Source organism: Acidovorax sp. SUPP2825 (genome assembly GCF_030158995.1).
Classification (GTDB): Bacteria; Pseudomonadota; Gammaproteobacteria; order Burkholderiales; family Burkholderiaceae_C; genus Paracidovorax.
The window spans coordinates 1-25,900 of the sequence record NZ_BQXK01000007.1 but is presented as its reverse complement, the minus strand read 5'-3'; the positions used below and the strand labels follow the sequence as shown (position 1 = coordinate 25,900).

The following is a 25,900-nucleotide window of genomic DNA, read 5'->3' as shown; positions in this document are numbered from 1 at the left end:
GCCCCGGAATCTACCGCATGCCTGCGGCGGCCCGGACGATGCCGGCCTTTACGGGTAGGTGATGCCCGCCAAGGGGTTGCGCATCGCGAGCGCGCCCCCGACCGAGACCGAGAACCGCGCACTCTGGCTGGTGCCGACATCGGTGACACCCACGTCGCTGTAATAGAACAGTCCCTGGGCCGCCCGCGCATTGAACTGGGACTGCAGCTGCGCCAGGCTCTGCGCACCGCTCGACGGCTCCACGCTGTAGCGGATGGCACCGCTCTGGGCCGCGCTCTTTTCGAAGATGCTCGCGCTCGCGCCCGCCTGCAGCACGAAGTCCCCGATCCACAGGCGGCCTTGCCCGCCCTGCTCGTCCAGCCGCTGCCGCAATGCGTCGCCGTAGGTGGCTGGGGACGACGGCAAGCCGTCCAGGCCCACGTAGGCATAGGTATTGGCCGACGAATCCTTCATGTAGAGGTTGAAGGATTCACTGCCTGCCACCATCGGCCCCACCAGGCGAAAACCGCGCGCGCCCTGCGCGTTGAGCTGGGCCACGAAGCCGTCGCGCGACAGTGCGGACGACATGGGCTGCCGCTCATAGGTGTAGGTCAGGGACTTGGAGGTGTCCTTCACGAAGAGGCCGCGGATGCCCGATGCCGAACCGAACGACAAAGGCGCCTTGTACGCGAAGCCGCCCGCGCCCTGCTGGTTGAGCAGCGCCAGCAGCGCGTCCGCCGTGGCGGGCTGTGCGATGGCCGCGTACTGCAGGCGCGAGCCGGCATGGGCCGTGTCCTGCAGGTAGAAGTCGCCCGATGCCTGCGCGCTGCCACCGGCATCGGCCACGAAGGTGGAAACGAACGCGTAGCCCTGGGCGCCCTGGGCGTTCATGGCCGCCAGGGCGGCATCCATCGACGTGGCCGCGCTTTCCTGGCGGTATTGGCCGGTCACGCTGGCGGGGGCCGGAGCGGGCGACGGCGCCGGGGTGGGCGTGGTCGGCTCGGGCGAGGGGGCGGGTGCGGGCGTTCCCGGGGCGGTCGGCGCCGTGGGGTCGCCACTGCCGTCGCTTCCGCCGCAGGCGGCCAGCAGGGAGACGATCAAGGCCGCAGCCGTTCGGCGGGTCAGGTCCGCAGTGTTCATTTTTTGTTTCCTGAAAAGGGGTTGAACAGGTGCCCTCCCGGAAGGGAGAACACCCACGATCGCAGCGGACGCGCGTGGTCCGGCACACAAGCGCCGGCACGCCCCTGCGTCGGGGTGACTGGCATCAAAGCAACGAACGCGGACGATATCCGCGCGGTTCGGTACAAGGAGCGGGTGATTTTCAGTACATTGCACCCCATGCCCTCCCCCCTTTCGGGGGGTATTTGTTACGCGGTGCACCGGTTCCGAGGGCGGGCAGCCTGCACCGGCACGGAAGTTTCCTTGAGCTTTTCTGAATCCCTGCGCCCTGGCGGCGACCACTACGGGCTGGTCGTGGACGACCACCCTCTCGTCGCGCATGGCATGGCCGCGTTCCTGCGGTTACACAAGAAACTGGACGATGCGGTGAGCGCGGGCAGCCCGCCCGAGGCCCTGCGCACCATCGCCCAACGCGGCGCCCCCGCCATCGCGCTGGTGGATTTCTGGCTGGCCGACGGGGCCACCGACCTGTTCGTGCGCGACGTGCTGGCGCTCGCGCCGTCCACCCGCGTGCTCATGGTGAGCGGCGACAGCCATCCGGCCATCGTGCTCAAGGTGCGGGCCAGCGGCGCCCATGGCTTCGTTCACAAACAGGAGGCGCCCGAGGCGTTCGCCGCCGCGGTGAGCGCGGTGCTGGACGGCGGCACCTGGTTCGACGCCGCGCCGGACGGCCCCCCGCCCGTGGCCGACACGCCGCTGGCGCGCGAGGTGCCGTTGGCCCCGGCCGACCTGGGGCTGACGCCGCGCCAGGGCGAGATCCTCGCCCTGCTGCTGCAGGGCCTGCCCAACAAGCCCATCGCCGCCGCGCTGAACGTGTCCGAGCACACCGTCAAGGAGCATGTGACGGCCATCCTGCACAAGCTGCAGGCGCGCAACCGGGTCGAAGCCATCGCCAAGTTGCGCGGCGTGCGGCTGGAAGTGCCGCCAGCGCACTATCCGCGCTGAGCCCGCGGCCGAGCCGCCTGCCCGGTCACGCCGGGTCCGTGCGCGCCAGCCAGCGCGACAGCACCGCGTGCAGCGCCTGCGGCGCCAGCGGCTTGCGGAACACGAGGTAGCCGTCTTCCTCGGCCTGCACCAGCGCCGGGGCGTCGTGCTCGCCGCTCACCATGGCGCCGTGCGCATGGCCGCAGCGCGCCAGCAGCGCCTGCAGCACGGCCAGGCCGCTCTCGCCCGCGCCCAGCCGGTGGTCGCACAGCACGGCATCGGGCTCGAAGCCGCCGTCCACCCGGGCCATGGCCTGCGCCCCGGTGGCCGCCCATTGCACCTGCAACCCCCACGACTGCAGCAACTGGGACAGCGACGTGGCGATCTGCGGGTCGTCCTCCACCAGCAGGCAACGCCCCTGCAGCGAGGCCATGCGTTCGGCCCAGGGCGCCGCCGGCTGCAGCAAAGGCTCGGCCGGCAGCGGACCGCCGGGCTGCGCCGCCGGCAACTCCAGCCAGAAGCACGAGCCCCGGCCCGGCGTGGATTCGAACCCGTGCCCGGCGCCGATCAGCCCCGCCGAGCGGGCCACCACCGACAGCCCCAGGCCGTGCCCTTCGGCCTGCTGCACCTGGGCCTGATCGCTGCGGTAGAACGGCGCATAGATGCGGTGGCGGTCCTTGGGGGCGACGCCCGCACCGGTGTCCCACACCTCGATGCGCCAGCGGCCGCCCCGCCCCCGCGCCGCCAGCAGCACCCCGCCCGAGGCCGTATAGCGCAGCGCGTTCTGCGCCAGGTTGAACACCATCTGGCGCAGCAGCGCCGGGTCGCCGCGCACCGCCGCCTCGCGCTGGCGCGGCAGGCGCAGGCGCAGGTGCAGGCCGCGCAGCTCGGCGTCCGGCGCGAACACGGTGGCAACGTCGTCGAACAGGGCGCGCAGGGACACGGTCTCCTCGCGCACCGTGAAGGTGCCCGCCTCGATGCGCGACAAATCCAGGAGCGCGTTGAACATGAAGTTCAGCGACCGCACGCAGCTCTGGACGTCCTGCAGCACGGCGTTCAGGCGAACGTCGCCGTTGCGCTGCAGGGCCGTTTCCAGCAGCAGGCCCATGGCGTGCAGCGGCTGGCGCAGGTCGTGGCTGGCGGTGGCGATGAACCGGTTCTTCTCCTCCAGCGCGCGTTCGGCGGCCTCCTTGGCGGCGCGGTACTGCTCGGCCAGCTGCGCGCGCTGGCGCTCCATCTCCACCTGCTGCACCACGAAGCGGCGCGATCCCCAGGCATGGCGGCACAGCACGGCGCCGTACAGCAGCATCAGCGGCAGCAGGTAGTGCCAGCGCTGCGGGAAGTACCAATAGATCGCCAGCGTGGGCGGCAGGTAGCTGGCCGCGAAATAGCGCCAGAAGATGACCGGCACCGGGGCGAGGAACGTCGTGGCCGACGCGATGACCGCGCACAGCACCATGTACAGGAAGAGCCGGAATTCGAGCGGGGCCGCGGACATCGTGAGAAAGACGGGCAGCGTCCACATCAGCCCCGTCCCCAGGGACAGCCGCTGGAAGATGCGCTCCCATTTGGGCACGGCCACCGCATCGGGCAGCGCGGCGTCGCGCTGCAGGCCGCGGCGCAGCCGCAGCAGCCCCAGGGCCACGACCCCGAAGAGCACCCACCAGGCGATCAGCGGACCGGGCGGCGCGAAGCGGCTGTAGAACCCCACCAGCACGCCGGGGATGACCACCGCGGCGATCTCCGAGGAGCCGCGCGAGGCCAGCGACTGCAGCAGCCGGCGGCGCACGGCCAGGTCCAGCGCCTGCCCGTCGGCCCCCTCGATCCCGCCGGCCCGGGATGCCAGCGGGCCCAGCACGTCGGGGAATGCGGGCACGGATGCGGAAACGGGCGTCACCGCGCCGCCGGAGCGATCGGGCATGCGGCAGCGCCTAGCGGAGGTCGCCGTCCACGTAGAACCAGCGCCCGTCCTGCCGCACGAAGCGGCTCAGTTCATGCAGGCGGTGGGCACGGCCGCCGGGCATGCGCTGGCGGGCGACGAACTCGACTTCGGCGCGCTCGCCATCGAGGCGGCGGTGCGCACGCACTTGCAGGCCCAGCCAGCGCACGCCCGGATCGAACACCACCTGCGCGGGCCGGTGCGCGGCCTCCCAGGTGGCCAGCAGGTAGGGCGCCTGCTCGCGCACGAAGGCGGTGTAGCGCGAGCGCATGAGGCTTTCCGCATCGGGTGCGGGGGTGGTGTCGAAGTGGTCGATGTAGCGGCCGCAGCAGTCGGCATAGGGCAAGGGCCGGTGCTGCGGCGAGGGGCCGGAGGAACGGCCGCAGGGGCACGCGGCAAGGCCCTCGGGCGGGGCGGGCGGTCGTGGGGTGGCCGGGCTCACCGGCTGGGATTGCGTCATTTCAACGCCCCGAACACCTTGCGCAGGATGGCGCTGCCCGAGCCGACCGGGTCCTGGCGGATCTTCTTTTCCTCCTCGCCGATCATGAGGTACAGGCCGTCCAGGGTCTTGCCCGTGACGTACTGCGACAGGTTGGCATCTTCCTGCCGGATCAGGCCGAACCCCGCAGCCTTGCTGGCGAAGGCGTTGTACTGCTGCGTGAGCCCCACCTGCTCGATGGCGCGGTTCACCACGGGCAGGAAGCGCTCGCCCAGTGGCGCCCGGGTCCTGCGCGCGAAGAACTCGGTCACCGAGGTTTCGCCACCGGCCAGGATGCCCTTGGCATCGGTCACGGTCATCGTCTGCACCGCGCCCACCAGCAGGTCGCGGCCCATGGGAACGGCCTGCTCGGCTGCGCGGTTCATGGAGGTCACCAGTTCGTCGATGCGCCGGCCCTGGCCGAAGCGGCGCATCAGCTCCGCGGCTTTTTCCAGGCGCCCCGGCAGCGCGATGCGCACCTGCGGGTTGCCCAGAAAGCCGTCGGGCCGCCCGAGCAGGGACACGGCGGCCTGCGCGCCCTGCGCCAGCGCGGCTTTCACGCCGCTGGCGGCATCGGCACCGGACAGCTCGCCCAGCGACAACGCCAGCGCTTGGCCGCGGGCGGCCAGCAGCCCCAGGGCCAGGGCCCCGGCGCCTGCGCGGTGGTGGAAGGTGCGACGCTGCATGGCGGTCCTTTGCTGCAAAAACGGAAAGCAAGAAAGCGGCCCGGCCCGGGCCCGAGGGGCGCATTCTTGCAGATGGCACACTGCACCCCGCCCATGTCGGGCGCAACTGGAGAATGGCCATGTTGGCAATGAGCGTGCCGTGGTGGGAATTCATCGTTCGCGGGGTGATCGTGTACCTCTTCCTGCTGGTCTTCCTGCGCCTGACCGGCAAACGCCAGACCGGGCAGACCGCGCCGTTCGACCTGGTGTTGCTGCTGGTCCTGTCGAACGCGGTGCAGAACTCGATGAACGCGGGCGACAACTCCCTGGTGGGCGGGCTCATCTCGGCCCTGACCCTCATCGCCTGCCATGTGCTGCTGGCCCAGCTGACCTTCCACTTCCCGCGCCTGGCGCACCTGGTGGACGGCAAGCCGGAGGTGCTGGTGCAGGGCGGCCAGGTGAACGCCGCGCTGATGCGCAAGGAACTGATCTCCACCGAGGACCTCGCCGCCGCGCTGCGCGCCGGGGGCAGCCTGCACCTGCACGAGGTGGAGCGGGCCACCATCGAGACCAACGGCCAGATCACCGTGGTGCTGCGCCAGCGGGGCACGGGATCATGACAAAATAGGCCTCTAGCACAATATTTTCTAGGGCATGTAGCTATAAATTCAATAGCATTATCCTGCCCAGGTCACTGGCTGGCTCCCTCGTCTCCCACCACCCCACACACCCTGGACCCCATCGGAACACCCCCATGAATCTTCTGCTCCTGAGCAACTCCAGCAGCGACGCAGGCTATCTCACCCATGCGCTGGACTGGGTCCGCGACTGGGCCGCGCTGCCCTCCGGCCCCGGCGGCGCGGATACCGGCGAGGCGCTCTTCATTCCGTTCGCCGGCGTCACGCGCGGCTGGGACGACTACGAGGCGCTGGTGGCGCAGGCCCTGCAGCCGCTGGGCCTGAACGTGCGGTCGGTGCACCACGCGGCCGATCCGCTGGCCGCCGTGCAGGGTGCGCGCCGCATCGTGGTGGGCGGCGGCAATACCTTCGCGCTGCTCGGCCACCTGCGCCGCCAGGGCCTGCTGCCCGCGATCGCCGCCCGGGTGCGCGCCGGCGATGCGTCGTACCTGGGGTGGAGCGCGGGCTCCAACATCGCCTGCCCCACCATCCGCACCACCAATGACATGCCCATCACCGATCCCGGCGGGCTGGACGCGATGGGCCTGGTGCCGTGGCAGATCAACGCGCACTACACAGAGGCCCATCCGCCCGGCCACCGCGGCGAGACGCGGCAGGAGCGGCTGCAGGAGTTCTGTGCGCTCAACCCCGGCACCCCGGTGCTGGGCCTGCCCGAAGGCACGGGCGTGCGAGTGCGGGGCGATGCGCGCACGCTGGTGGGCGACGTGCCCGCGCGGCTGTTCCATGGCGCGGCCACACCCCGGCTGCTGAATGCGGGGCCGTTGCCCGCCGACCTCTGAACCAGGCGCTGCGTTTGTGCCGGGCGCCAAACCGGTGCGCCAGGTGGAGGGCTAGAAGACCTGGTGCTTGGTGCGCTCGCGGCCGATGTAGCTGTTTTGCGCGGTGAAGTGCGCCTGCATCGCTGGATCAGCCCATTGGGCGGGCTCGATGACCAGGCCCTGACTCTTCAGGTGCTCGACGTGCAGCCTGAGGCCCTGCAGGCGAGAGACCGTGGCATCGACCTCGTCGTCGCTCAGTTGGTTGTCCAGCATCGCGTGCAGTTCATCGTCCCCAAGGACATCCAGCATTCTCGCCATCCCGGTATCGATCACGGGGGGCAGCGCAGTGCCATGGAACGGCAGGCCACCGATCGGCCGGATATCAGACGGACTGAGCAGGTCCTTGCCGAAGCACTGATCGTTGTCGATGCCCGTGACCTTGACGTCCCCGCTCGGTCCGACGTCGATGAAGTAGTTGTTGTCATGGCGATCGACCTGGCCCGTCAGGTGGTCCAGCAACTGCAGCTTGGTGACCTCCGCGAAGACCGCCGGATTTTTGAACCAGTCCGCATCGGCATTGCGCGCCTGCTTGCCGGGTGCGCGCTCCATGAGCAGGCCGAGATCGGGGTCCAGCGGGCCTCGCCCGGTGTCGATCAGCGCCAACCGGGTATCCGCGATCACATCGAAGCCGAGCTTCTTCGCACAGGACTGGGTCGCGATGTTGCGGATCGCCGCTTGCGGATCGTCCATGGGAATGCCGGAAGCACTGCCCACCCAGCCTTTTTCCTTGGCTTTCAGCGGCTTGAAAACACGGTCTTGCGCAACGCCATCGGCGTTCTCGACCTTGAGCGCAAAGACGGAAGCGAAGCTGCCCGACGTGAGGTCCTTGGGCTTTTCCAGCACCTGTGCGTCCGTGCAGGCCACCTGGGTGGCGGGCGTGATCTTCAGGTTCAGTTGCCGGTAGAGGTGATCGGCCGGGTCCGCCAACTGGCCCAGGACATCCAGCAGCAATGCTCGGTCTTCCTTCAAGACGTCCTGGCCCCAAACCCCATCCTCGACCGCCCCGCGCATCCGGTCCACCGCCAAACGGGCATCGATCTGGCCGACCCTGGCCACCGCCATCGCATCGGCACGCACCAGGGCCACGAACGCCGCTCTGCGCTGGCCCTCCATGGGTTTTGGCGATCCGTTCAGGCGCGCGTGCCATTTTTCGGCCATCGTGGTCGGGTGTTTTCGGGCCGCCCGGTCCTTCAGCCGCTTCATCGCTGCGCCCCCATGGGGCAAGGACGAATGCAAGAGCTGGTTGCGTTCGGCTTTCTCTTGCAGGCGCGCCTGCTCGAACAGCGCACCCAATGTGGAACGGGGCACGGGGCCGGTGGCTGGCTCTGGCTGGATCTCGCTGCTGGAATGCCTCGAATGGAGGGCGGGCGAGGACGGCGCCGTGACAAAAGGCGTCAGGGAAGGCGACGCCGCGCCGGGCGAGGCAGCGGCTGCGGGCGATTTTTCAGCCGGGGCCTTGGGCAACGCAGTGCGCAAGGGCGAAAGCTGCCCGGCCAGCCCCGAAGGCCGCGCAGGCGCGCCGCTCACCAACCCGACAGGCCCCTGCAGCGCACCGCGGGAAGGCGAAGCGGGTGTGGAGGGCACGGCGTCGAGGTCGACGCGCGGCGCACCGGGGTTGGAACCCCGGGTGATACGGAACGGGCTTTCTGGCAAGGCGACTCTCTCTGCCAACCCAAATCAAAGGATGGCACCAGGCAGTGTGCGGGTGAGCAGGCGCTGAAGGCCGGCGAATTGCGAAGCGCCAGACCGGGGGGCGAAGCGGGCCGCAACGCCGATGCCCGGCCAAGTCCTGCACGAACCTCTCACCAGTTGCTTTGCAGGCCCGCGGCATAGAACGGCACCCATCGGCGCTCGCGCCCGATGTAGCTGTTGTGCTCGGTCAGCAGTTCCTTCACGCCGGGCTCCCCCCAATGTCCGGGGTCGATCACCCGGCCGATATCGCGCAGTTGGGCAATGTGCGCCTTGACGCCCTGGTGCCGCTGTATCGCCGCGCTGATTTCGGCCTCGTTCAACTTGTCTCCCAGCATCGAACGGATATCGCCCTCTGTGAGCGCCTGGATCGAACGCTCCATGTCGGTGTCCACGACCGGAGGCAGTCCCACACCCCGGAACCGGGCTTGTGCAGTGCCATCGGCGCCGGGCCGGATGCCCGCGGGATCGGTGAGCTTTTGGCCAAAGCACTGGTCGTTGTCGATCCCTGTGACCTTGGCCCGCCCGTCCGGCCCGATATCGATGAAGTAGTTTTCATGGTAGCGGTCGGTCTGCCCCGTGAGGTGATCGAGCAGTTGGAGCTTGGTCACCTCCGCACACACGTCCGCGCGGTCCAGCGTCTGCACGTCGGTGTGCAAAGCGGGCTTGCCGGGGGCACGCTCCATGACCAACCCCAACTGGAGGTTGGATACCGAAGGGGCTTGCCGGGTATCGATCAGCGCCAGTTGCGTGTCCACGATCACGTCCAGGCCGAGTTTTCTGGCATAGGCGAGCGTCGCGATGTTGCGCATCGCGGTCTGCGGATCGCTCTCTGGAATGCCGGTGCCTGCGGTCGTCGGATTGTTCTTCTCCGTGGCCTTGAGGGGCTTGAAGATGCCATCGAACACCGAACCGTCCAGCTTCGCGAGACGGACCCCGAAAACGGTGTGAAAGCTCCCTGATCTGAAGCCCTGGGTGGCTCCAGGACCTGAACGTTGGTGAAGGCGGGCGACGTCTCGGGCGTGACCTTCAGGTTGATTTTTTGGTAGAGGCGGTGGATGGACAACTGGTCCAGCGCGGCCAGCAGCGCCTGCCGGTCCGTAGGCAGGATGCCTTGGCCCAGCATGCCCTCCTCTATGGCGGCGCCCAGCGCGTCGGCGGCCAACGAGGGCTCCATCGCGCCGGCCTTGGCAATCGCCATCACGTCCGCGCGCACCAATGCAGCAAATGCCGCATCGCTGTGCACATCCAAGGCTTCGGGTGCGCCTTTGAGTTGTGCATTCAATCGCTCGGCCAGCGTGGCCGGGTGCTGCCTGGCCGCGCGTTCCTTCAAAAGCTTCAGGGTTCCACCACCGCTTGGCAGGGCCGATTCGAGCAACCGCATTCGGCCGGCTCTGTCTGGCGTGCGCAGGCCGGGTGGCGATCGTCTGGTGCTTGCTGGCGAAGGGCCCGTCAGTGGCCGGGGTGCCGAATTGCGCACAGGCGAAAGCGGCCCTGCCGCGGCCTGATGCAGCCGCGGTGCCAGGCCCGGTCCCAAGGGCCCCTCCAGTGCGCGGGACGAAGAGGCAACCGGCCTGGCTGGCAAGGTGCCGGGCTCGATGCGCGACGGGCCGGGGTTTTGGCTTCGGGTGACCCGAAACGGACTGTCTGGCAAGGCAACTCCCTCCGCCGTTCAAAACGCACGGCACCGGGCAGTGTGTCGGCCAACGGCACTCGCGATCCAGCCTGTGGCGAAACGGCAGCCCGGCAGCCGAAGGACGGCGGCGCACAGCGACTAAGTCATCGGCCCCTGCGGATTCGACCCACCCGCCAATGCCCGGCCAGCGATCACCGCCTCAAGCTCCTGAAGCACGGCCGCTCTCATGCCGCCGGCCGGGTTCCACGGCGTCTCGGCCGCGTTCTGCCCTGCGGCCACCCAGCGCCAACCCGCGTGATCAAAACGACTCGCCGCCACGTGCAGCCGCATGCCCGACGGTATCTTGCCGGCCGATTCGGCACGTTGCAGGTGCGATAGCAAGGCAGCGGCCCAGTCGAACATTTCAGTGATATGCGCGCGGGCGGGCTCGGGCTCCAGGTAGGCTCCACCCCAGGGAAGCTTGATGAAAAGCGCCAACCCCTGGCCGACCAGGTAGAAATGCACCGCCCAGCTGTTGGTGCCATGCCCGTCGAAACCCACCACGGCGTAATCCGCCACATCGGGTTGCGTTTCGACTTCATCCAGGAAGTGATGGAAATCGTAAGGAGACGAGGCCACGGGACGCGTGGCGAACCATGCCCGCCCCTGGACCTGCAATGCGCTCGCCAGCGCTGTCGGTACGGGAGGAAACGGCAATCCTTCGTCAGCGAAGAGGGTCAGGGCTGAGGACGCGCCGGCATGGCGTTCGGCTTCGTTGGCAGAGAGGTTCATGTGGGTTGTTCAATGTCTATGGTTGGCTGGCAACCCAGGCAAGTTCGCGATCGCGGCCCAGATAGCTGTTTTCCGGGGTGAGGAGTTCCTGGATGTCGGAACGGCTCCATTCGTTCGGCGCGATGACGAGCCCCGCTTCGCGCAACTCGGCAATGTGCTGCCTGACGCCTCGGTACCGCTGGATGGCGGCATCAACCTCGGCATCGTTCAGCTTGTCTTCCAGGATCGAGACAATGCCTTCTTCCGTGAGGGCAAGGACTGCGCTTTCCATGTCCGTGTCCACCACAGGGGGAAGCGCCGTACCGCGGAGCCCCAGGCGCGACGGATCGATCACGACGCCTTTCGGGTTGGTCGGCGGCGCTTTGGCGCCGGCTGGATCAGTCAGTGCTGCGCCGAAGCTGGTGTCGTTATCGATGCCCATGACCCTGGCCCGGCCATCGGAGCCGAGCTCGACAAAATAGTTTTTGTCGTAGCGATCGGCCTCCCCGGTCAGATGGTCAAGCAACTGGAGCTTCGTCACTTCAGCGCACACGGAGCCCTCCTTGAACACTTCAGCATCGACCTCTTCAGCCGGCTGACCAAGGGCGCGTTCCATGATCAGCCCCAAGGCAGGGTTGAACGGGTCATCTCCGATGGCGATCAACGCCACGCGCGTGTCGGTGACCACGTGAAAACCAATCATCTTCGCGTAGGCGACGGTTGCAAGGTTGCGCATCGCCGTCTGCGGATCTTCTCTCGATATGCCCGCCAGTCTGGCAGCCGCACTCCACTCCTCCACGCTGGGCACTTCGGGGTTCAGCGGCTTGAAAACGGCATCCAGTTCAGAGCCATCAGTGTTCTCAAGCTTGACTGCGTAAACCTTGTTGATTTTCCCCGCCTCCAACTCCACAGGCGCCTCCAGCACCTGCGCGTTGGTGAACGCGGGCATGGTGTCGTCCGTCATTTTCAGGTTCAGCCGCGTGTACAACCGGTCGATGGCCAAGTCGTCCAGCACTTGCGTCAGCAATTCAAGGTCGCTCTTCAACATGCCTTGGCCAAGTATCCCCTCTTCCAAAGCCTCGGCCATCTTGTCGACCGCCACCAAAGGATCGACCCCACCAGCCATGGCCATCGCCCACAGGTCGTCACGCACCAGCGCCTCGAACGCCGTTTTCCGGGGGCCTTCCATCGGTTTGGGGGTTCCATGGCGGATCAAAAGCAACCTGTCGGCCAAAGTGGCCGGGTGCTCCCTGGCCGCGCGCGCCTTCAATCGTTTCATGGCCTGACCGCCATCCGGCAATGCCGAGTGCACCCATTGCGCCAGCGCAGCGCGGCGAGCCTGTTTGGCTTGCCGGGCCTGCTCCGCCTTCTCGGCCTTTTCTTCTCGCAGGGCCTCGTCCAGCAGTTGGCGCAGCGTCTGGCGTCGTACCGGCTGAGAAGGCGAGGTCTCGTGCGTCGGCGAGGCATGGCCGTCGGAGACATGGGGCTGGATCTCTGTCTGCGAGCGGTCGATGACCGGTAGGCGGTTCAGTGCAGACGGTGGCAACGGACTGCGCACGGGGGAAGACTGCTCACCAGCGCCCTGCAGTCGCTTTGGTGCGCCCATGAGACCTTCAGGCCCCTTCAGCGCCACCGGAGTATGCGGCGTACGCGCGGGAGGCACGCCGCCAGACTCGACGCGCGGCGCATTGGGCACGGAACTGCGAGCGGTCCGAAACAGGTGATCCAGCAAAACGACTCTCTCTCTGCCGTCAAAGGGAACGGTGCAAATGAGTGTGTCGGCCAAGGACACCGGACGAACCCATTGCAGCGAAGCACGGGGTCGGCATGCGAAATGTCATGACCTTCCGCCGCAGAGCCCCGTGGCTCAAGCACCTGCCACTCGTTGAAGATCGCGTGCCAGGTAGCTGTTCTGAGGGGTCATGAGCGCCTGCACCTGCGGCGTCTCCCAATCTTTCGGATCGATGACCCAGTTCTGCTCCCGCAACTGAACGATGTGCGCTTTCAAGCCTCGGTACCGCTGAAGCGCGGCGGCAATTTCCGCGGTGTTCAATTTGTTGCCGAGCATGGAATGGATGTCGTCCTCCGTCATCGCCTCAATAGCGCGCTCCATGTCGGTATCCACCACGGGAGGCAGCCCGACTCCCTCCAAGAGCCTGTGCTGCGAGTCATCGGCGTATCGGGCACCGTCGGGATCGGTCAACATCTCGCCAAAACACTGGTCGTTGTCGATGCCCATGACCGTGGGCCGATCGTCCGCGTCGATATGGATGAAGTAATTGAAACCATGGCGGTCCCCCTCCCCCGTCAGGTGGTCGAGCAGCTGGAGCTTGGTCACTTCCGCGCGAACATCTGCCCGGGCCAAAACGCTCGCAGGCGTGCGCTCGGCCGGTTCGCCAGGGGCCAGCTCCATGAGCAGGCCCAAGGAGGGATCAAACGGTTTTTTATCGACGTCGATCAGTGCCACGCGGGTATCCGGGATCACATGAAATCCGAGCTTCCTGGCGTAATCGACGGTGGCGAGATTGCGCATCACGGTCTGAGGGTCATATCTCGGAATGCCGGTCGCCCAACCGGCATAAGACCAATCCTCCCTCGGAATCGGCTTGAAGAGGGCATTCAGCACCGCGCCGTCGGTTTCCTTGAGCTTGACTTCATAGACGTGTGTGGATTTTCCAGCGCCGAACGGTTTAGGCACTTGCAGAAGGTCTGCGTCGGTAAAGGCAGGCTTGGTGTCGTCTGTCATTGCCAGATTCCACCGCCGGTAGAGACCTTCCAAGGACAGGTCACCCAATATTTCCAGCAAAAGCGCTCGATCCCTTTTGAGGATGCCTTGGCCGAAGATGCCTTCGCCGAGCGCCTCGGTCAATTGGTCGACCGCAGCCCTGGGTGCGATCTGGCCAGTGGATGCCAGCGCCCGCAGATCAGCGCGCACCAACGTTTCGAAAGCCGACCTGCGCTGGTCTTTCATGGTTTTGGGCATTCCGGTCTGGACCGAATGCCATATCTGAGCCGCCGTCTTCGGGTGCTTTCTGACTGCGCGCTCCTTGAGCCGTTTCATGGCCTGTCCCCCGTCGGGCAGCGCCGAATGCACCAGTTGCTCCAGCGCGGCACGCCGTTGCTGACGGTCTTGCTCGGCCTTTTCGGCTTGCTCGATTTTTTCCTGCCGAAGCTCCTGCTTCAAAAGTTCGCCCAGTCTCGGACGGCCAACCTTCTGCGATGGCGGAGCCGCATCCGGCCCTTGCGATGGATTGGCGCCAGAAGACAACTCTTGAATCTCACTTTGCAGTCGAATGCTGGGCTGCCTGTTCAGGGAGGGCAACGGGCTGCGAAGGGGTGAGAGTTGCTCCAACGATCCTTGGGGCCGTTTGGGCGCATGCCGGAGTCCCGCAGGACTTTCCGAAGCGAGGGGCGAAGGCGTCTCAGGAGGCTTCGGTACATCGGCGGAGGTGCGGGGCTTATTGTGTATAAGGCCTCGGGCAAGCCGGGAAGCGATATCCGACAACATGGCTTTCTTTCTGCCGCCAGAATGGTTCGGCCCGAGCGACTATGCCGGACAACAACACGGGCCTGCACGCTGCTGCGAAGCCCACGGCCGAAAGGCGAAAAAACGAAGAGCGATTGGCAATGAGCCACTGGCAATTCGATGGCCATGCGTTGGCGATCAATGCCTCACCAGGTGGTGATCGACAGCGCATGGTCACGCTCGCGCCCCACGTAGCTGTTTTGGCTGTTCAGGAGTTGCTGCACGCCCGCATCGCCCCACTCGGCCGGATCGATCACGCGGTTGGTGGAACGCAGTTGCGCAATATGCTGCTTGACGCCTTCGTGCCGCTGGACCGCCGCGTCGATCTCGGCCTCACTCAACTTGTCTCCCAGCATCGAACGGATGTCGGTTTCAGTGAGCGCGCCAATCGATCGCTCCATTTCGGTATCCACCACCGGAGGCAGCCCCGTCCCGCGGAACCCTTTACGCGAGGGATCATTCCGGATTCTTTCGATTCCGGCCGGGTCCGTCATTTTGTGTCCGAAGCATTGATCGTTATCGATCCCCATCACCTTGGCACGCCCGTCCGGTTCGAGGTTGATGAAATAGTTGCCGGCATGGCGATCGCCTTGCCCTGTGAGGTGATCCAGTAACTGCAACTTGGTCACTTCCGCACATACGTTCGCTTGCCTGAAAAGTTTTGGATCAGTGTCGGCGGCCGACTTGCCGCGGGCCCGCTCCATCACCATACCCAGTTGACGGCCTTGTCCGGTATCGATCAACGCGACGCGTGTATCGGCAACCACGCGCATGCCGAGCTTTCTCACATAGGCCACCGTGGCCACGTTGCGCATTGCGATCTGTGGATCGTCAGGGGGAATACCGGTTTCCATGGCCACCCATCCACGCTCCACCGTGCTGAGCGGCTTGAAAATGGCGTCGATCGGAACGCCATCCGGGCCCGTCAGCTTGACCGAAAACACCGTGTTGAACTTTCCCGATCCCAGCTTCTCGGGCTTTTCAAGAACCTGGTCGTCGGTAAAGGTCAGCCGCGTATAGGGAGTGATTTTCAGGTTCAGTTCATCGTATCGGCAGTTGACGGCCCATCCCTCAAGCACTTCCAACAGCATCTGCCGGTCTCGCTCCAGGATGGAAGGGCCAGCGGTGCCATTTTTCAACGCGTTGATCATCTCGTCGATCGCGCGTGAGTTTTCGATATCACCAGCCTCGCCAAGCGCCACGACGTCTGCCCAGATCAGATCCTCGAACGCCTCTTTGCGTTTCCCCTCCATGGGTTTGGGCTTTCCATTCAAGATGGCGTGCCATCGCTGGTCCATCGTGGACGGATGCATCCTGGCCGCGCGGTCCTTCAACCGCTTCAGTGCTCCACCGGCATTGAACAGTGCCAATCGCGCCTGCTCGGCCTCCTCCCGGCGCTCCTGAGCCAGCAATTGCCCCAGTGTCGTTCGGGGCACACGCGCGGATCGCGGGGCGCTTGCCGCGCGCTGCAGGGGATCAGACGCGCCATGAATTCCGGCGTGTGGCGGGACGAAGGGCGTATGGCGTACCACCGCAGGCAGAGGCAACGCCGATGCTGCGACAGACGCCTTGGTGCTTGCCTGCGCCTTGCCTAACAGCGACTGTGGCAACGGGCTGCGCACGGGAGAGCCATGCTCTTGGGTGCCCGGTGGGCGCCTGGCAGCGCTGCGCAGCCCGGCTGGTGCATTAAGCACTGACGGAGAGGGCGATGCCGACCGGGATGGCTCCACGTCGGTGTGAATGCGCTGCGATCCCAGGCCGGGGTTTCGATCTATCCGAAATGAGTTCTCCGGCAACATGGCTCTCTTTCTGCCGCCAAGACCTGCCGGCGTCTCGGAGCATCCGATATCTGCGCGCGCGCCAACCCATCATGGCGAAGCACTGGGCAAACCAGCGAAAAATGCAGGCCGTCCTTCTAGACTTTGAAGGAACAGCACGCCCGGACCACTCGCCCCTCACAGCACCGGAAATCCATCAACCGCGCCTGATGGCGCGGTCAGCCCATGCGAGGATGGCCGCACCAACGCACCACCACCGCGCCATCCAACTCAGGCCAGCGCGCGCTGGATGATGATCTTCTGCACGTCGCTCGTGCCTTCGTAGATCTGGCACACGCGCACATCGCGGTAGATGCGCTCCACGGGGAAGTCGTTCACCACGCCGTAGCCGCCCAGCGTCTGGATCGCCGCGCTGCACACGCGCTCGGCCATTTCGCTGGCGAAGAGCTTGGCCATGGCGGCCTCTTTCAGGCACGGCCGGCCGGCATCGCGCAGCGCCGCCGCGTGCCAGATGAGCTGGCGCGCGGCCTCGATCTGCGTGGCGCAGTCGGCCAGCCGAAAGCCCACCGCCTGGTGGTTGAAGATGGGCGTGCCGAAGCTCTCGCGCTCCTTCGAATACGCCAGTGCGGCCTCGAAGGCGCTGCGTGCCATGCCCACGCTCTGCGCGGCGATGCCGATGCGCCCGCCCTCCAGCGCGCCGAGCGCGATCTTGTAGCCCTCGCCCTCCGCACCGATCAGGTTCTCGGCCGGCACGCGGCATTGGTCGAACTGGATCTGTGCCGTGTCGCTGCTGTGCTGGCCGAGCTTGTCCTCCAGCCGCGCGACGGTATAGCCCGGCGAGTCGGTGGGCACCAGAAAGGCGCTCATGCCCTTCTTGCCCGCGCCCTTGTCGGTGACCGCGATGACGATGGCCACGTGGCCGTTCTTGCCGCTGGTGATGAACTGCTTGACGCCGTTGATCACGTAGCCGTCGCCGTCCTTCACCGCCGTCGTGCGCAGGGCCGATGCGTCCGAGCCCACGTGCGGCTCGGTCAGGCAGAACGCGCCCAGCATCCGGCCCTGCGCCAGCGGCGCGAGCCAGGCCTTCTTCTGCGCGGCGTTGCCGTAGCGCATGAGGATGGCGTTCACCGGGCAGTTGGTCACGCTGATGGCCGTGCTGGTACCGCCGTCGCCGGCCGCGATCTCCTCCAGCACCAGCGCGAGCGTCAGGTAGTCGAGCCCCGCGCCGCCGTCCTCTTCAGGCACGCAGATGCCGTAGGCGCCCAGCGCGGCCAGGCCCTGGTGGGCCTCGCGGGGAAAGTGGTGCTCGCGGTCCCAGCGGGCGGCGTGCGGCCACAGTTCGCGCTGGGCGAAATCGCGCACCGCGTCGCGGATCATTTCCTGGTCTTGGTTCAACAGCATGCTTTTTGTCTCCGTCGTCGAAAGAAGGGGCCGAATGGGGCATGGAAAAAGGGGAACGGCATCCGAGGGGCGGCACGCCGGCGCGGTGCGGTCAGACCGCCGCGCCCTGCGCGCTCGGGCTGCGCCGGCGCGACAGCCAACCGACCCAGCGGCGGCCGTGGCGAACGCCCGGCTTTTCGATGCAGAACCACGAGAACGCGGCCATGGCCAGCGTGAGCGCAAGCGACACCGCGATGCACACCGCCAGGCTCCAGCCGCGTTTGAGGCTGATTTCCGTCACGGCCTGCTGGATCGGGAAGGCGTAGATGTAGACGCCATAGGACAGGTCCTCGCGCAGCCAGCCGCCTGAGCGGCCACCGCCCACGTGCGCGGCCCAGAAGATGCCGGCCGCCACCAGGGCCCACACGCCGATCTGCACGCTCCACGCCTGCGGCGTGAACCAAGCCAAGGCGCCGCCCAGCACGGCCACCGCCAGCAGCCACAGGCCGCTGCGCACGCGGTAGGCCGCGAAGGTGCAGCCGAGCAGGAACGCCACGCCGAACCCGGACACCTCGGCCCAGTGGAACAGGTGGAAGAGCGCCGTGAGCCACCGCGGCCCGGCATCGACCCAGGCGTCCCAGCCGGCCACCCGCGCCCACTGCCAGGACACCGCCATGAGCAGCGCAGCCACGGGATACACCCAGCGCCGCCGCGTCCACCCCGCCACGCCCGCCATCGACAGCAGCAGGTACATCAGCAGCTCGTAGCGAATCGTCCACAGCGAGCCGTTCACCGACCGGGCGAAAGGGTTGTTCTCGAACACGCCCGGCAGCACCTGCATGACGGCCAGCCCCACGGCGTTGTTGAGGAAATGGATCCACGTGCGGGCATCGGACCAGTACTGCGCCGTGGGCAGCTGCGTCATGGCCCAGCCCAGCACGAACACAGCGAACGCGGTCGCCACCACCAGCCCGGGAAAGATCCGCGCCACGCGCTTGGCCCAGAACACGCCGATGTCCGGCTCGCGCTCCCAGCTCTGGCACACGAGGTAGCCGCTGATGAAGAAAAAGCAGTACACCGCCAGCGAGCCCAGGCTGTGTCCGGCGAAGGGCACGGGCATGCTCAGGCGGTAGAGGAACTCGCCATGCGACAGCAGCACGGCGATCGCCGCAGCCAGGCGCAGCAGGTTGAAATGGTTCGCGCCATGCGCGGTCGGCGCGATCACCGCCGCCCCGCGCGGGGCGTCCAGCGCTGCGGCGCTCACCAGTGCGCGGCCCGGCGGCCGTCGTGGTGCAGCAGCCGGCCCCGGTCGGCCGGGGTGACGCCCGCCAGCACCGCGCGCATACCGCGCACGCTCGCCTCGGGCGTGAGCGCCGCGCCCTCACCGCCCATGTCGGTCTGCACCCAGCCCGGGTCGAGCGTGATGAGCGTGGCCCCCGGATAGTCGTGCTGCGCCGCGGCCACCGCCATGTTGAGCGCGGCCTTGCTCGTGCGGTACAGCCACGAATCGCTGCCCGGCACGCTGCCGATGAGCGACATGGTGGACGACAGGAACGCCAGGGTGCCGCCCGCCATCGCCACGTGGGGCGCGACCTGCGGCAGCGCCTGCATGGCGCCGAGCACGTTGGTGCGCATGACGGCATCGAAATCCTCGCGCGTGGGCGGGGTGAGCGCCGAGGGCCGGCGGATCACGCCCGCCACGTACAGCCCCACGTCGAGCTTTTCGCCGTCCAGATGCCAGGCCAGGCCGCTGACGCTGGCCGGGTCGGCCACATCCACGCGCATCGGCTCGGCCCCCAGGGACTGCACGCGCTCGCGGCCGGCGTCGTCGCGCACGGTGGCGATCACGCGCCAACCGGCCTCGCGGTACTGCCGCACGAATTCGAGTCCGATGCCGCGCGATGCGCCGATGACGAGAACGGTCTGGGTCACTGCCTGAATCCTTGTATCCAATCGGCTTCCACCGCAATCAATTCTAGGGCGTATTGCTATATATTTAATAGCAAAACATCACGGACCTCGATCAGATCAGATCAGATCAGATCAGATCAGCTCCAGCGCGACGGCCGTGCCTTCGCCCCCGCCGATGCACAGCGTGGCCAGGCCGCGCTTCTTGCCGCGCGCCTTCAGCGCATGGATCAGCGTGACCATGATGCGGGCACCGCTGGCACCGATGGGGTGGCCCAGGGCGCAGGCGCCGCCGTTCACGTTGACGATATCGTGCGACACGTTCAGCTCCTTCATGAGCGCCATGGGCACGACGGCAAAGGCCTCGTTCACTTCCCACAGGTCCACGTCCAGCACGCTCCAGCCGGCCTTGTTCAGGGCTTTCTGGGTGGCGCCGACCGGGGCGGTGGTGAACCATTCCGGGGCCTGCGCGTGCATGGCATGGGCCACGATGCGGGCGATGGGCTGGCGGCCGAGCTTGAGGGCGGTGGACTCGCGCATCATCACGAGCGCGGCCGCGCCGTCGTTGATGCTGGAGCTGGAGGCGGCGGTGATGGTGCCGTCCTTCTTGAACGCGGGCTTGAGCTGGGGAATCTTGTCCAGCTTGACCTTGCCCGGGCCTTCGTCCACCGACACCACGGTCTCGCCCGCGCGGGTCTTGACCGTGACCGGCGCGATCTCGTCGGCGAACGCACCGGAATCGCTGGCCGCCTTGGCGCGCTGCACGCTGGCCACGGCGAAGGCATCCTGCTGCTCGCGCGTGAACTGGTACTTGGCGGCGCAATCCTCGCCGAAGGTGCCCATCGAGCGGCCGGGCTCATAGGCGTCCTCCAGGCCGTCGAGCATCATGTGATCGAAGATGCGGTCATGGCCCAGGCGGTAGCCGCCGCGGCCCTTTTGCAACAGGTAGGGCGCGTTGGTCATGCTCTCCATGCCGCCGGCGACGATCACATCGTGCGTACCGGCCAGCAGCAGGTCGTGCGCGAACATCGCGGCCTTCATGCCCGAGCCGCACATCTTGCTCAGCGTCACGGCGCCGGCGCTCTGCGGCAGCCCGCCCTTGAAGCCTGCCTGGCGCGCGGGCGCCTGGCCCTGGCCGGCCATCAGGCAATTGCCGAACAGCACCTCTTCGACCGACTCCGGCGCGATACCCGCGCGCTCGACGGCGGCGCGGATGGCCACGCCGCCCAGGTCGTGCGCGGCCAGGCTGGAGAAATCGCCCTGGAAGGCGCCCATGGGGGTGCGTGCGGCACCGACGATGACGATGGAATCACTGCTCATGCTGTTGCTCCTGCTGCAAAAAGAGGGGAAGGGTGGAAAAGCCGAAAGGAAACGGCCAGGGTGCGGCCGCGGCGGCGCTCAGGAAGGCGGCGCAGTCCTGGACGAGAACCGCCGTTCGCTGTCATAGGGAAAGACGTCGTACACATGGCCCGCCTGGATGCGCTCCTTGTGCGACTGCCAGAAGTCCGCGTCCAGCAGGTCGGCGTGGTGGCGCATGAACACATCGCGCACCGCGTCGTTGCCGAGCAGAAAGGGGGCGAAGGTTTCCGGGAACACGTCGCGCGGCCCCACGGCGTACCAGACCTCGCCGCTCATCTCGTCCTCTTCGTTGCGCGCCGCGGGCACGCGGCGGAACTGGCAATCGGTGAGGTATTCGATCTCGTCGTAGTCGTAGAACACGACCTTGCCGTTGCGCGTGACGCCGAAATTCTTCCACAGCATGTCGCCGGGAAAGATGTTGGCGGCCACCAGGTCCTTGATCGCGTTGCCGTACTCGACCACGCTGCGCTCCATCTGCTGACGCGCGCGCGCATCGTGCAGGCCGGCATCGAAAGCCTCCTGCAGGTAGATGTTGAGCGGAATCATCCGCCGCTCGATGTACAGGTGCTTGATGATGACTTCGGTCTGGCCGTCGCCGTCGCGGTCGCTGATCTCCAGCTGGCTCGGGGCGAATTTCTCGATCTCGGCGATCAGCCCGTCTTCGAATCGCTCGCGTGGAAAGGCCACCTCGCTGTACTCCAGCGTATCGGCCATGCGCCCCACGCGGTCGTGCTGCTTGACCAGCAGGTATTTGGACTTGATCTGCTCGCGCGTCGTGTCCTTCGGTGGCGGGTAGTAGTCCTTGATGAGCTTGAACACGAACGGAAAGCTGGGCAGGTCGAACACCAGCATCACCATGCCCTTGATACCCGGCGCGATGCGAAAGCGGTCGCTGGAATAGCGCAGGTGGTGCAGGAAATCGCGGTAGAACAGCGTCTTGCCCTGCTTGGCCAATCCCAGCGCGTTGTACAGCTCGGCCCGGGGCTTGCGCGGCATCAGGCTGCGCAGGAACTGCACGTAGGCGCTCGGGATTTCCATGTCCACCATGAAATACGCCCGCGCGAAGCTGAACAGCATCTGCAGGTCGTCCTCGCCGAACAGGGCTGCATCGATCACCAGGCGGCCCGCGCTGCCGTGCAGGATGGGCAGGGCGAACGCCAGTTCGTTGAAGCCGTTGATCACCTTGCCCACCAGGTAGGCACCCTTGTTGCGATAGAACAGGCCCGACAGCACCTGCACCTGGAAATTGGCGCGCAGCTTGGTGTGCGGTCCCAGGCGCTGCTGGAGGGCGGCCAGCACATGGCGGGTATCGCGGTCCAGGTCTTCGAACTCGCGCTGCAGCTGGAAGTTGTCCACGATGCGGACCAACGTCTCGTGCAGTGTGTCCGGCGACGGGTAATAGGCACGATACGTCGGCCGGGCGGCCGGCTCTTCGTTTTCGATGTACTCCGTGCTCACGGCGGGCCGCACGAAGATGAAGTCGTTGTGGAAATGCGTGCGGTGCAGGATCTTCGTCGTGACCGAGTTGAAAAACGTCTCGGCCAGCTCGGGCTGGTGGTGGTCCACGAGCAGGCCGATGTAGTGCAGTTTGACCTGGTGCCACACGTCCATGGGCTGCTCGCCCGCGTTGAACTCCTTGTCCAGCCGCCGCACGCATTCCTTCACGCGCAGATCGTAGAACTCGATCCGCTCGCGCTGGGCCCGCTGCTGCCCGTGCCAGTCGGCCGTCTCGAAACGGTGCTTGGCGCGCGCGGACTCCGTGCGGAACAGCTGATAGTGGCGGTTGAAGCCATCCATCATCGCCTTGGCGATCGCGTAGGCGTGGGGGGAGTCCAGTCGCTGGGGAAACATGGGCCGCGTCCTGCGAAGGAGAACGAGCTTACTCGCGGCGGGTGCCTGCAATGCCGGCAACGGCTGCCTGGTAGAGCGCGTCGAGGCCTTCGGTACCAGAGACCTCCAGGTTCAGGTTCTTGATCAACCCGTCCTTGAGGCCGTAGCACCAGGCGTGCAGGGTGACGTTCTGGCCGCTCGCCCAGGCGTCGAGCATCACAGTGGTCTGTGCGACGTTCATCACCTGCTCGATGGCGTTGAGTTCGCACAGCACGTCGTGGCGCCACGCCTGCGGCGTCGCGGCGATGAGCTCGCGGTGGCGGTCACGCACATCCTTCACGTGGCGGATCCAGTTGTCCGCCAGGCCCACGCGCACATCCTGCAGCGCGGCCAGCACGCCGCCGCATCCGTAATGGCCGACCACCATCAGGTGTTCGACGCGCAGTTGGTCGACCGCGTACTGGATGGTGGAGAGACAGTTCAGGTCGGTGGGCACCACCACGTTGGCCACGTTGCGGTGCACGAACACCTCGCCGGGCTCCAATCCGGTAATCTGATTGGCCGGCACGCGGCTGTCGGAACAGCCGACCCACATGTACTTGGGCTTCTGCTGCGCCATGAGGCCAGTGAAAAACCCGGGACGTTCCCGCTCCATCTGGGCAGCCCACGAACGGTTGTGGACAAAAAGTTGTTCGATGTCGGGAACGGCCATGTCAGTTCTTTCGAATATTGTTCAACAAATCAGTATGTTTCCGCGAACAATTCGCGGCCGATTAGCATACGGCGAATTTCGCTGGTGCCGGCGCCGATCTCGTAGAGTTTTGCATCTCTCCAGAGGCGGCCCAAGGGGTATTCGTTGATGTAACCGTTTCCGCCGAAAATCTGAACACCCTCGCCGGCCATCCAGGTGGCCTTTTCGGCGCACCACAGAATGACGGAAGCGCAGTCCTTGCGCACTTGGCGCACATGGTCGGTGCCCAGCATGTCGAGGTTCTTCGCCACCGTGTAGGCAAAAGAGCGGCCGGCCTGCAGCACCGTGTACATGTCGGCCACCTTGCCCTGGATCAGCTGGAATTCGCCGATGCTCTGGCCGAACTGCTTGCGGTCGTGGATGTAGGGAACCACGTTGTCCATGACCGACTGCATGATCCCCAGCGGCCCGCCGGTCAGCACCGCGCGTTCGTAATCGAGCCCGCTCATGAGAACTTTGGCACCACCGTTGACGGTGCCCAGGACCTGGCTCGCCGACACTTCGACGTTCTCGAACACCAACTCGCCTGTATGGCTTCCCCGCATGCCGAGCTTGTCGAGCTTTTGCGCAATGCTGAAGCCCGTCATTCCCTTTTCGATCAGAAAAGCCGTGACGCCGCGCGCGCCCAGTTCGGGCTCCGTCTTGGCGTAGACCACCAGCGTGTCGGCGTCCGGGCCGTTGGTGATCCACATCTTGGTACCGTTGAGCAGGTAGTAGCCGCCTTTGTCTTCGGCTTTGAGCTTCATGCTGATCACATCGGAGCCGGCACCCGGTTCGCTCATGGCCAGCGCGCCCACGTGCTCGCCACTGATCAGGCCGGGCAGGTATTTGCGCTTTTGCTCTTCGGAGCCGTTGCGGTTGATCTGGTTCACGCACAGGTTGCTGTGGGCGCCATAGGACAGGCCCACCGATGCGCTGGCCCGGGAAATTTCCTCCATCGCCACCATGTGCGCGAGATACCCCATGTGCGCACCTCCGTACGCCTCCGGCACGGTGATGCCGAGCACGCCCAACTCGCCCATCTTGCGCCAGAGGTCCATGGGAAATTGGTTGGTGCGATCGATCTCCGCCGCACGCGGTGCGATCTCGGCTTGCGCGAAATCGCGCACGGCATCGCGCAACGCGTCGATGTCTTCACCCAGTTGGAAATTCAGGCCGGGAAGGCTGGCGAGGGTCATGGAAGTCTCCTGTTCTTGGAATCAGTGAAGAAGAAGTTCAGCCGGCAACACCATCGCGCCCGATCACGGACATGAGCGTGCAGCCCATGGTAGCGATGAGTTTTTCCTGGCTGCCGTCAATACCGTAGGCGCGGCCCTCGCACACCGTGATGGTCCGGCCCGGCTTGATGACACGGCCTTCCATGCGAAAACGGGGCCCGCGCGCCGGCGCTAGCAGGTTGATCTTGAATTCGATCGTCAACACCGCTGCCTCGTCGGGCATCAAGGTGAAGGCCGCGTATCCGCAGGCGGAATCCAGCGCGGCGGACACCATTCCCGCATGCAAAAACCCATGCTGCTGCGTCAGCGACGGGGCCCAATCCAGTTCGATGTCCACCTCGCCCGGGGCGATGCGCCCCAGATGCGCTCCCAAAGTGTGCATCGCGCCCTGTAGCGCAAAACTCTGGGAAACGCGTTGCACATGATCGGGGTGGGCAAGGTCAGACAACGTGATCGGCATGGCTTGGCTGAGTTACGTTTACGTAAACGTCAATTATGGCCTATTTCTTCTTTTCTGCCTTGAGGAGCAGTGCACGCGCTTCCTTTTCATGCTCCCGCACCTCCTCCAGATTCGCCTGAAGATCGGCCATCTGGGCTTCCAGTTGCTTGCGGTGGTCCGCCAGCACGTCCAGGAATTTACGGAGCTGTACACCGGTGTCCCTGGGACTGTCGTAGAGATCGATGATTTCCTTCGCCTCGGTCAGCGAAAGCCCCAGGCGTTTTGCCCGCAAGGTAAGCCGCAACCGAGTGCGATCGCGAGCGGTGTAGATGCGAGTACGGGCGCCGGGTCCGGTGCGTTGGGGTTGGAGAAGGCCCATGTCTTCATAGAAGCGCATAGCGCGGGTGGTGAGGTCGAACTCTTTGGCGAGGTCGCTGATGGTGTAGGTGGTGGTGGCCATAGGAGGTGGGGGAGACTCGTGGAGTGGAGATCCATCCCTGTCAGCGGCTGCGGTGGTGGGGAGGGGGCTCGCTGACGTTGACGTAACGTCAATCGTATCGTATTCGCTGGCCTGGAGCGGATTGAGCTGGCCTGGATCAAGGCCAAGCTGATCGGAATGGCAGCGTGGTCGCGTGGTCCGTTGAATGCTTGGGGCCGACGAATAGCGCCGCATTGAAGCCTGCAATGCGTTGTCAGGCTTGGGCAGGAGGCACAGGGCGTACCTGACTTCAGACTGGTTCAACCAAGCAGGCTGCGTTTAGCGAAGATTTGCAGGAGAGATTTTCATTCTCCAAAGCAAAGCGCCCCGACATCGTTGGATGTCGGGGCGCTTTGGGCTGTAAGAGCCTGACGATGACCTACTTTCACACGGGAACCCGCACTATCATCGGCGCAAAGTCGTTTCACTGTCCTGTTCGGGATGGGAAGGAGTGGGACCAACTTGCTATGGTCATCAGG

23 protein-coding genes and 1 rRNA gene are annotated in these 25,900 nt (G+C 66.0%); 3 read left to right on the top strand and 21 right to left on the bottom strand.

The features are described 5' to 3' along the window. Positions 1–48 precede the first annotated feature (48 nt). A complete protein-coding gene (locus tag AVAK2825_RS10615) occupies positions 49–1,119 on the bottom strand; it encodes a hypothetical protein (protein ID WP_284397753.1) in 1,071 nt (356 codons plus the stop codon). A gap of 282 nt (positions 1,120–1,401) precedes the next feature. On the opposite strand from AVAK2825_RS10615, the gene AVAK2825_RS10610 reads away from it, so the two are divergent. Beyond that, a complete protein-coding gene (locus AVAK2825_RS10610; protein WP_284397751.1) occupies positions 1,402–2,103 on the top strand; it encodes a LuxR C-terminal-related transcriptional regulator in 702 nt (233 codons plus the stop codon). A 25-nt stretch (positions 2,104–2,128) separates the two neighbouring features. Here the strand turns inward: AVAK2825_RS10610 and AVAK2825_RS10605 are convergent, their stop codons facing one another. From AVAK2825_RS10605 to AVAK2825_RS10595, 3 genes are read right to left on the bottom strand one after another with little or no spacing between them, the layout of a single operon-like run. Further along, positions 2,129–4,003: an ATP-binding response regulator gene (locus tag AVAK2825_RS10605; RefSeq protein WP_284397748.1), complete on the bottom strand. Its 1,875-nt coding sequence runs from the start codon at positions 4,001–4,003 to the stop codon at positions 2,129–2,131. Positions 4,004–4,013: 10 nt separating this feature from the next. Beyond that, positions 4,014–4,481 carry a YchJ family protein gene (locus AVAK2825_RS10600; protein ID WP_284397743.1) on the bottom strand — a complete coding sequence of 156 codons (468 nt, stop codon included), beginning with the start codon at positions 4,479–4,481 and terminating at the stop codon, positions 4,014–4,016. Further along, entirely contained in the window at positions 4,478–5,185 is a 708-nt protein-coding gene (locus tag AVAK2825_RS10595; protein WP_284397740.1) for a DUF4197 domain-containing protein, read from the bottom strand. The genes AVAK2825_RS10600 and AVAK2825_RS10595 overlap by 4 nt, the downstream gene beginning before the upstream one ends. Before the next feature lie 119 nt (positions 5,186–5,304). On the opposite strand from AVAK2825_RS10595, the gene AVAK2825_RS10590 reads away from it, so the two are divergent. Further along, entirely contained in the window at positions 5,305–5,784 is a 480-nt protein-coding gene (locus AVAK2825_RS10590) for a DUF421 domain-containing protein (RefSeq protein WP_284397735.1), read from the top strand. A gap of 134 nt (positions 5,785–5,918) precedes the next feature. Continuing rightward, a complete protein-coding gene (pepE, locus tag AVAK2825_RS10585) occupies positions 5,919–6,641 on the top strand; it encodes a dipeptidase PepE (protein WP_284397733.1) in 723 nt (240 codons plus the stop codon). A 51-nt stretch (positions 6,642–6,692) separates the two neighbouring features. On the opposite strand, the gene AVAK2825_RS10580 is transcribed toward pepE, so the two are convergent. The 17 genes from AVAK2825_RS10580 to rrf all read right to left on the bottom strand — a co-directional run bounded on the left by AVAK2825_RS10580 (position 6,693) and on the right by rrf (position 25,900). Beyond that, a complete protein-coding gene (locus AVAK2825_RS10580) occupies positions 6,693–7,988 on the bottom strand; it encodes a hypothetical protein (protein ID WP_284397731.1) in 1,296 nt (431 codons plus the stop codon). A gap of 494 nt (positions 7,989–8,482) precedes the next feature. Continuing rightward, the gene (locus AVAK2825_RS10575; protein WP_284397728.1) at positions 8,483–9,181 is read right to left on the bottom strand and encodes a hypothetical protein; all 699 of its coding nucleotides are present in this window, start codon (positions 9,179–9,181) and stop codon (positions 8,483–8,485) included. Beyond that, positions 9,130–9,753, bottom strand: coding sequence for a hypothetical protein (locus AVAK2825_RS10570; RefSeq protein WP_284397726.1), 624 nt, complete (start codon positions 9,751–9,753; stop codon positions 9,130–9,132). The genes AVAK2825_RS10575 and AVAK2825_RS10570 overlap by 52 nt, the downstream gene beginning before the upstream one ends. 390 nt (positions 9,754–10,143) lie before the next feature. Then, positions 10,144–10,776 (bottom strand): hypothetical protein, encoded by a 633-nt coding sequence (locus AVAK2825_RS10565; RefSeq protein ID WP_284397724.1) that lies wholly within the window; start codon positions 10,774–10,776, stop codon positions 10,144–10,146. A 16-nt stretch (positions 10,777–10,792) separates the two neighbouring features. Next, a complete protein-coding gene (locus tag AVAK2825_RS10560) occupies positions 10,793–12,487 on the bottom strand; it encodes a hypothetical protein (RefSeq protein WP_284397723.1) in 1,695 nt (564 codons plus the stop codon). Positions 12,488–12,622: 135 nt separating this feature from the next. Continuing rightward, positions 12,623–14,077, bottom strand: a complete 1,455-nt coding sequence (locus tag AVAK2825_RS10555; protein ID WP_284397720.1) for a hypothetical protein — start codon at positions 14,075–14,077, stop codon at positions 12,623–12,625. A gap of 350 nt (positions 14,078–14,427) precedes the next feature. Next, complete coding sequence (locus AVAK2825_RS10550; protein WP_284397717.1) at positions 14,428–15,903, bottom strand: protein kinase family protein; 1,476 nt, start codon at positions 15,901–15,903, stop codon at positions 14,428–14,430. A 426-nt stretch (positions 15,904–16,329) separates the two neighbouring features. Beyond that, positions 16,330–17,460 carry an acyl-CoA dehydrogenase family protein gene (locus AVAK2825_RS10545; protein ID WP_272565347.1) on the bottom strand — a complete coding sequence of 377 codons (1,131 nt, stop codon included), beginning with the start codon at positions 17,458–17,460 and terminating at the stop codon, positions 16,330–16,332. A 91-nt stretch (positions 17,461–17,551) separates the two neighbouring features. Continuing rightward, on the bottom strand, positions 17,552–18,703 hold the full coding sequence (locus AVAK2825_RS10540; RefSeq protein ID WP_284397711.1) for an acyltransferase family protein: 1,152 nt from the start codon (positions 18,701–18,703) through the stop codon (positions 17,552–17,554). Further along, on the bottom strand, positions 18,700–19,371 hold the full coding sequence (locus tag AVAK2825_RS10535; RefSeq protein WP_284397708.1) for an SDR family oxidoreductase: 672 nt from the start codon (positions 19,369–19,371) through the stop codon (positions 18,700–18,702). The genes AVAK2825_RS10540 and AVAK2825_RS10535 overlap by 4 nt, the downstream gene beginning before the upstream one ends. Before the next feature lie 111 nt (positions 19,372–19,482). Beyond that, entirely contained in the window at positions 19,483–20,667 is a 1,185-nt protein-coding gene (locus tag AVAK2825_RS10530; protein ID WP_284397705.1) for an acetyl-CoA C-acyltransferase, read from the bottom strand. A 78-nt stretch (positions 20,668–20,745) separates the two neighbouring features. Then, the gene (gene aceK / locus AVAK2825_RS10525; protein ID WP_284397699.1) at positions 20,746–22,557 is read right to left on the bottom strand and encodes a bifunctional isocitrate dehydrogenase kinase/phosphatase; all 1,812 of its coding nucleotides are present in this window, start codon (positions 22,555–22,557) and stop codon (positions 20,746–20,748) included. Positions 22,558–22,585: 28 nt separating this feature from the next. Next, positions 22,586–23,248, bottom strand: coding sequence for a carbonate dehydratase (can, locus tag AVAK2825_RS10520; RefSeq protein WP_284397697.1), 663 nt, complete (start codon positions 23,246–23,248; stop codon positions 22,586–22,588). Positions 23,249–23,277: 29 nt separating this feature from the next. After that, the gene (locus AVAK2825_RS10515) at positions 23,278–24,465 is read right to left on the bottom strand and encodes an isovaleryl-CoA dehydrogenase (protein WP_284397695.1); all 1,188 of its coding nucleotides are present in this window, start codon (positions 24,463–24,465) and stop codon (positions 23,278–23,280) included. A 37-nt stretch (positions 24,466–24,502) separates the two neighbouring features. Further along, positions 24,503–24,964, bottom strand: coding sequence for a PaaI family thioesterase (locus tag AVAK2825_RS10510; protein WP_284397693.1), 462 nt, complete (start codon positions 24,962–24,964; stop codon positions 24,503–24,505). A 40-nt stretch (positions 24,965–25,004) separates the two neighbouring features. Continuing rightward, positions 25,005–25,403, bottom strand: coding sequence for a MerR family transcriptional regulator (locus AVAK2825_RS10505; protein WP_284397690.1), 399 nt, complete (start codon positions 25,401–25,403; stop codon positions 25,005–25,007). 384 nt (positions 25,404–25,787) lie between these two features. After that, positions 25,788–25,900 (bottom strand): 5S ribosomal RNA (gene rrf / locus AVAK2825_RS10500).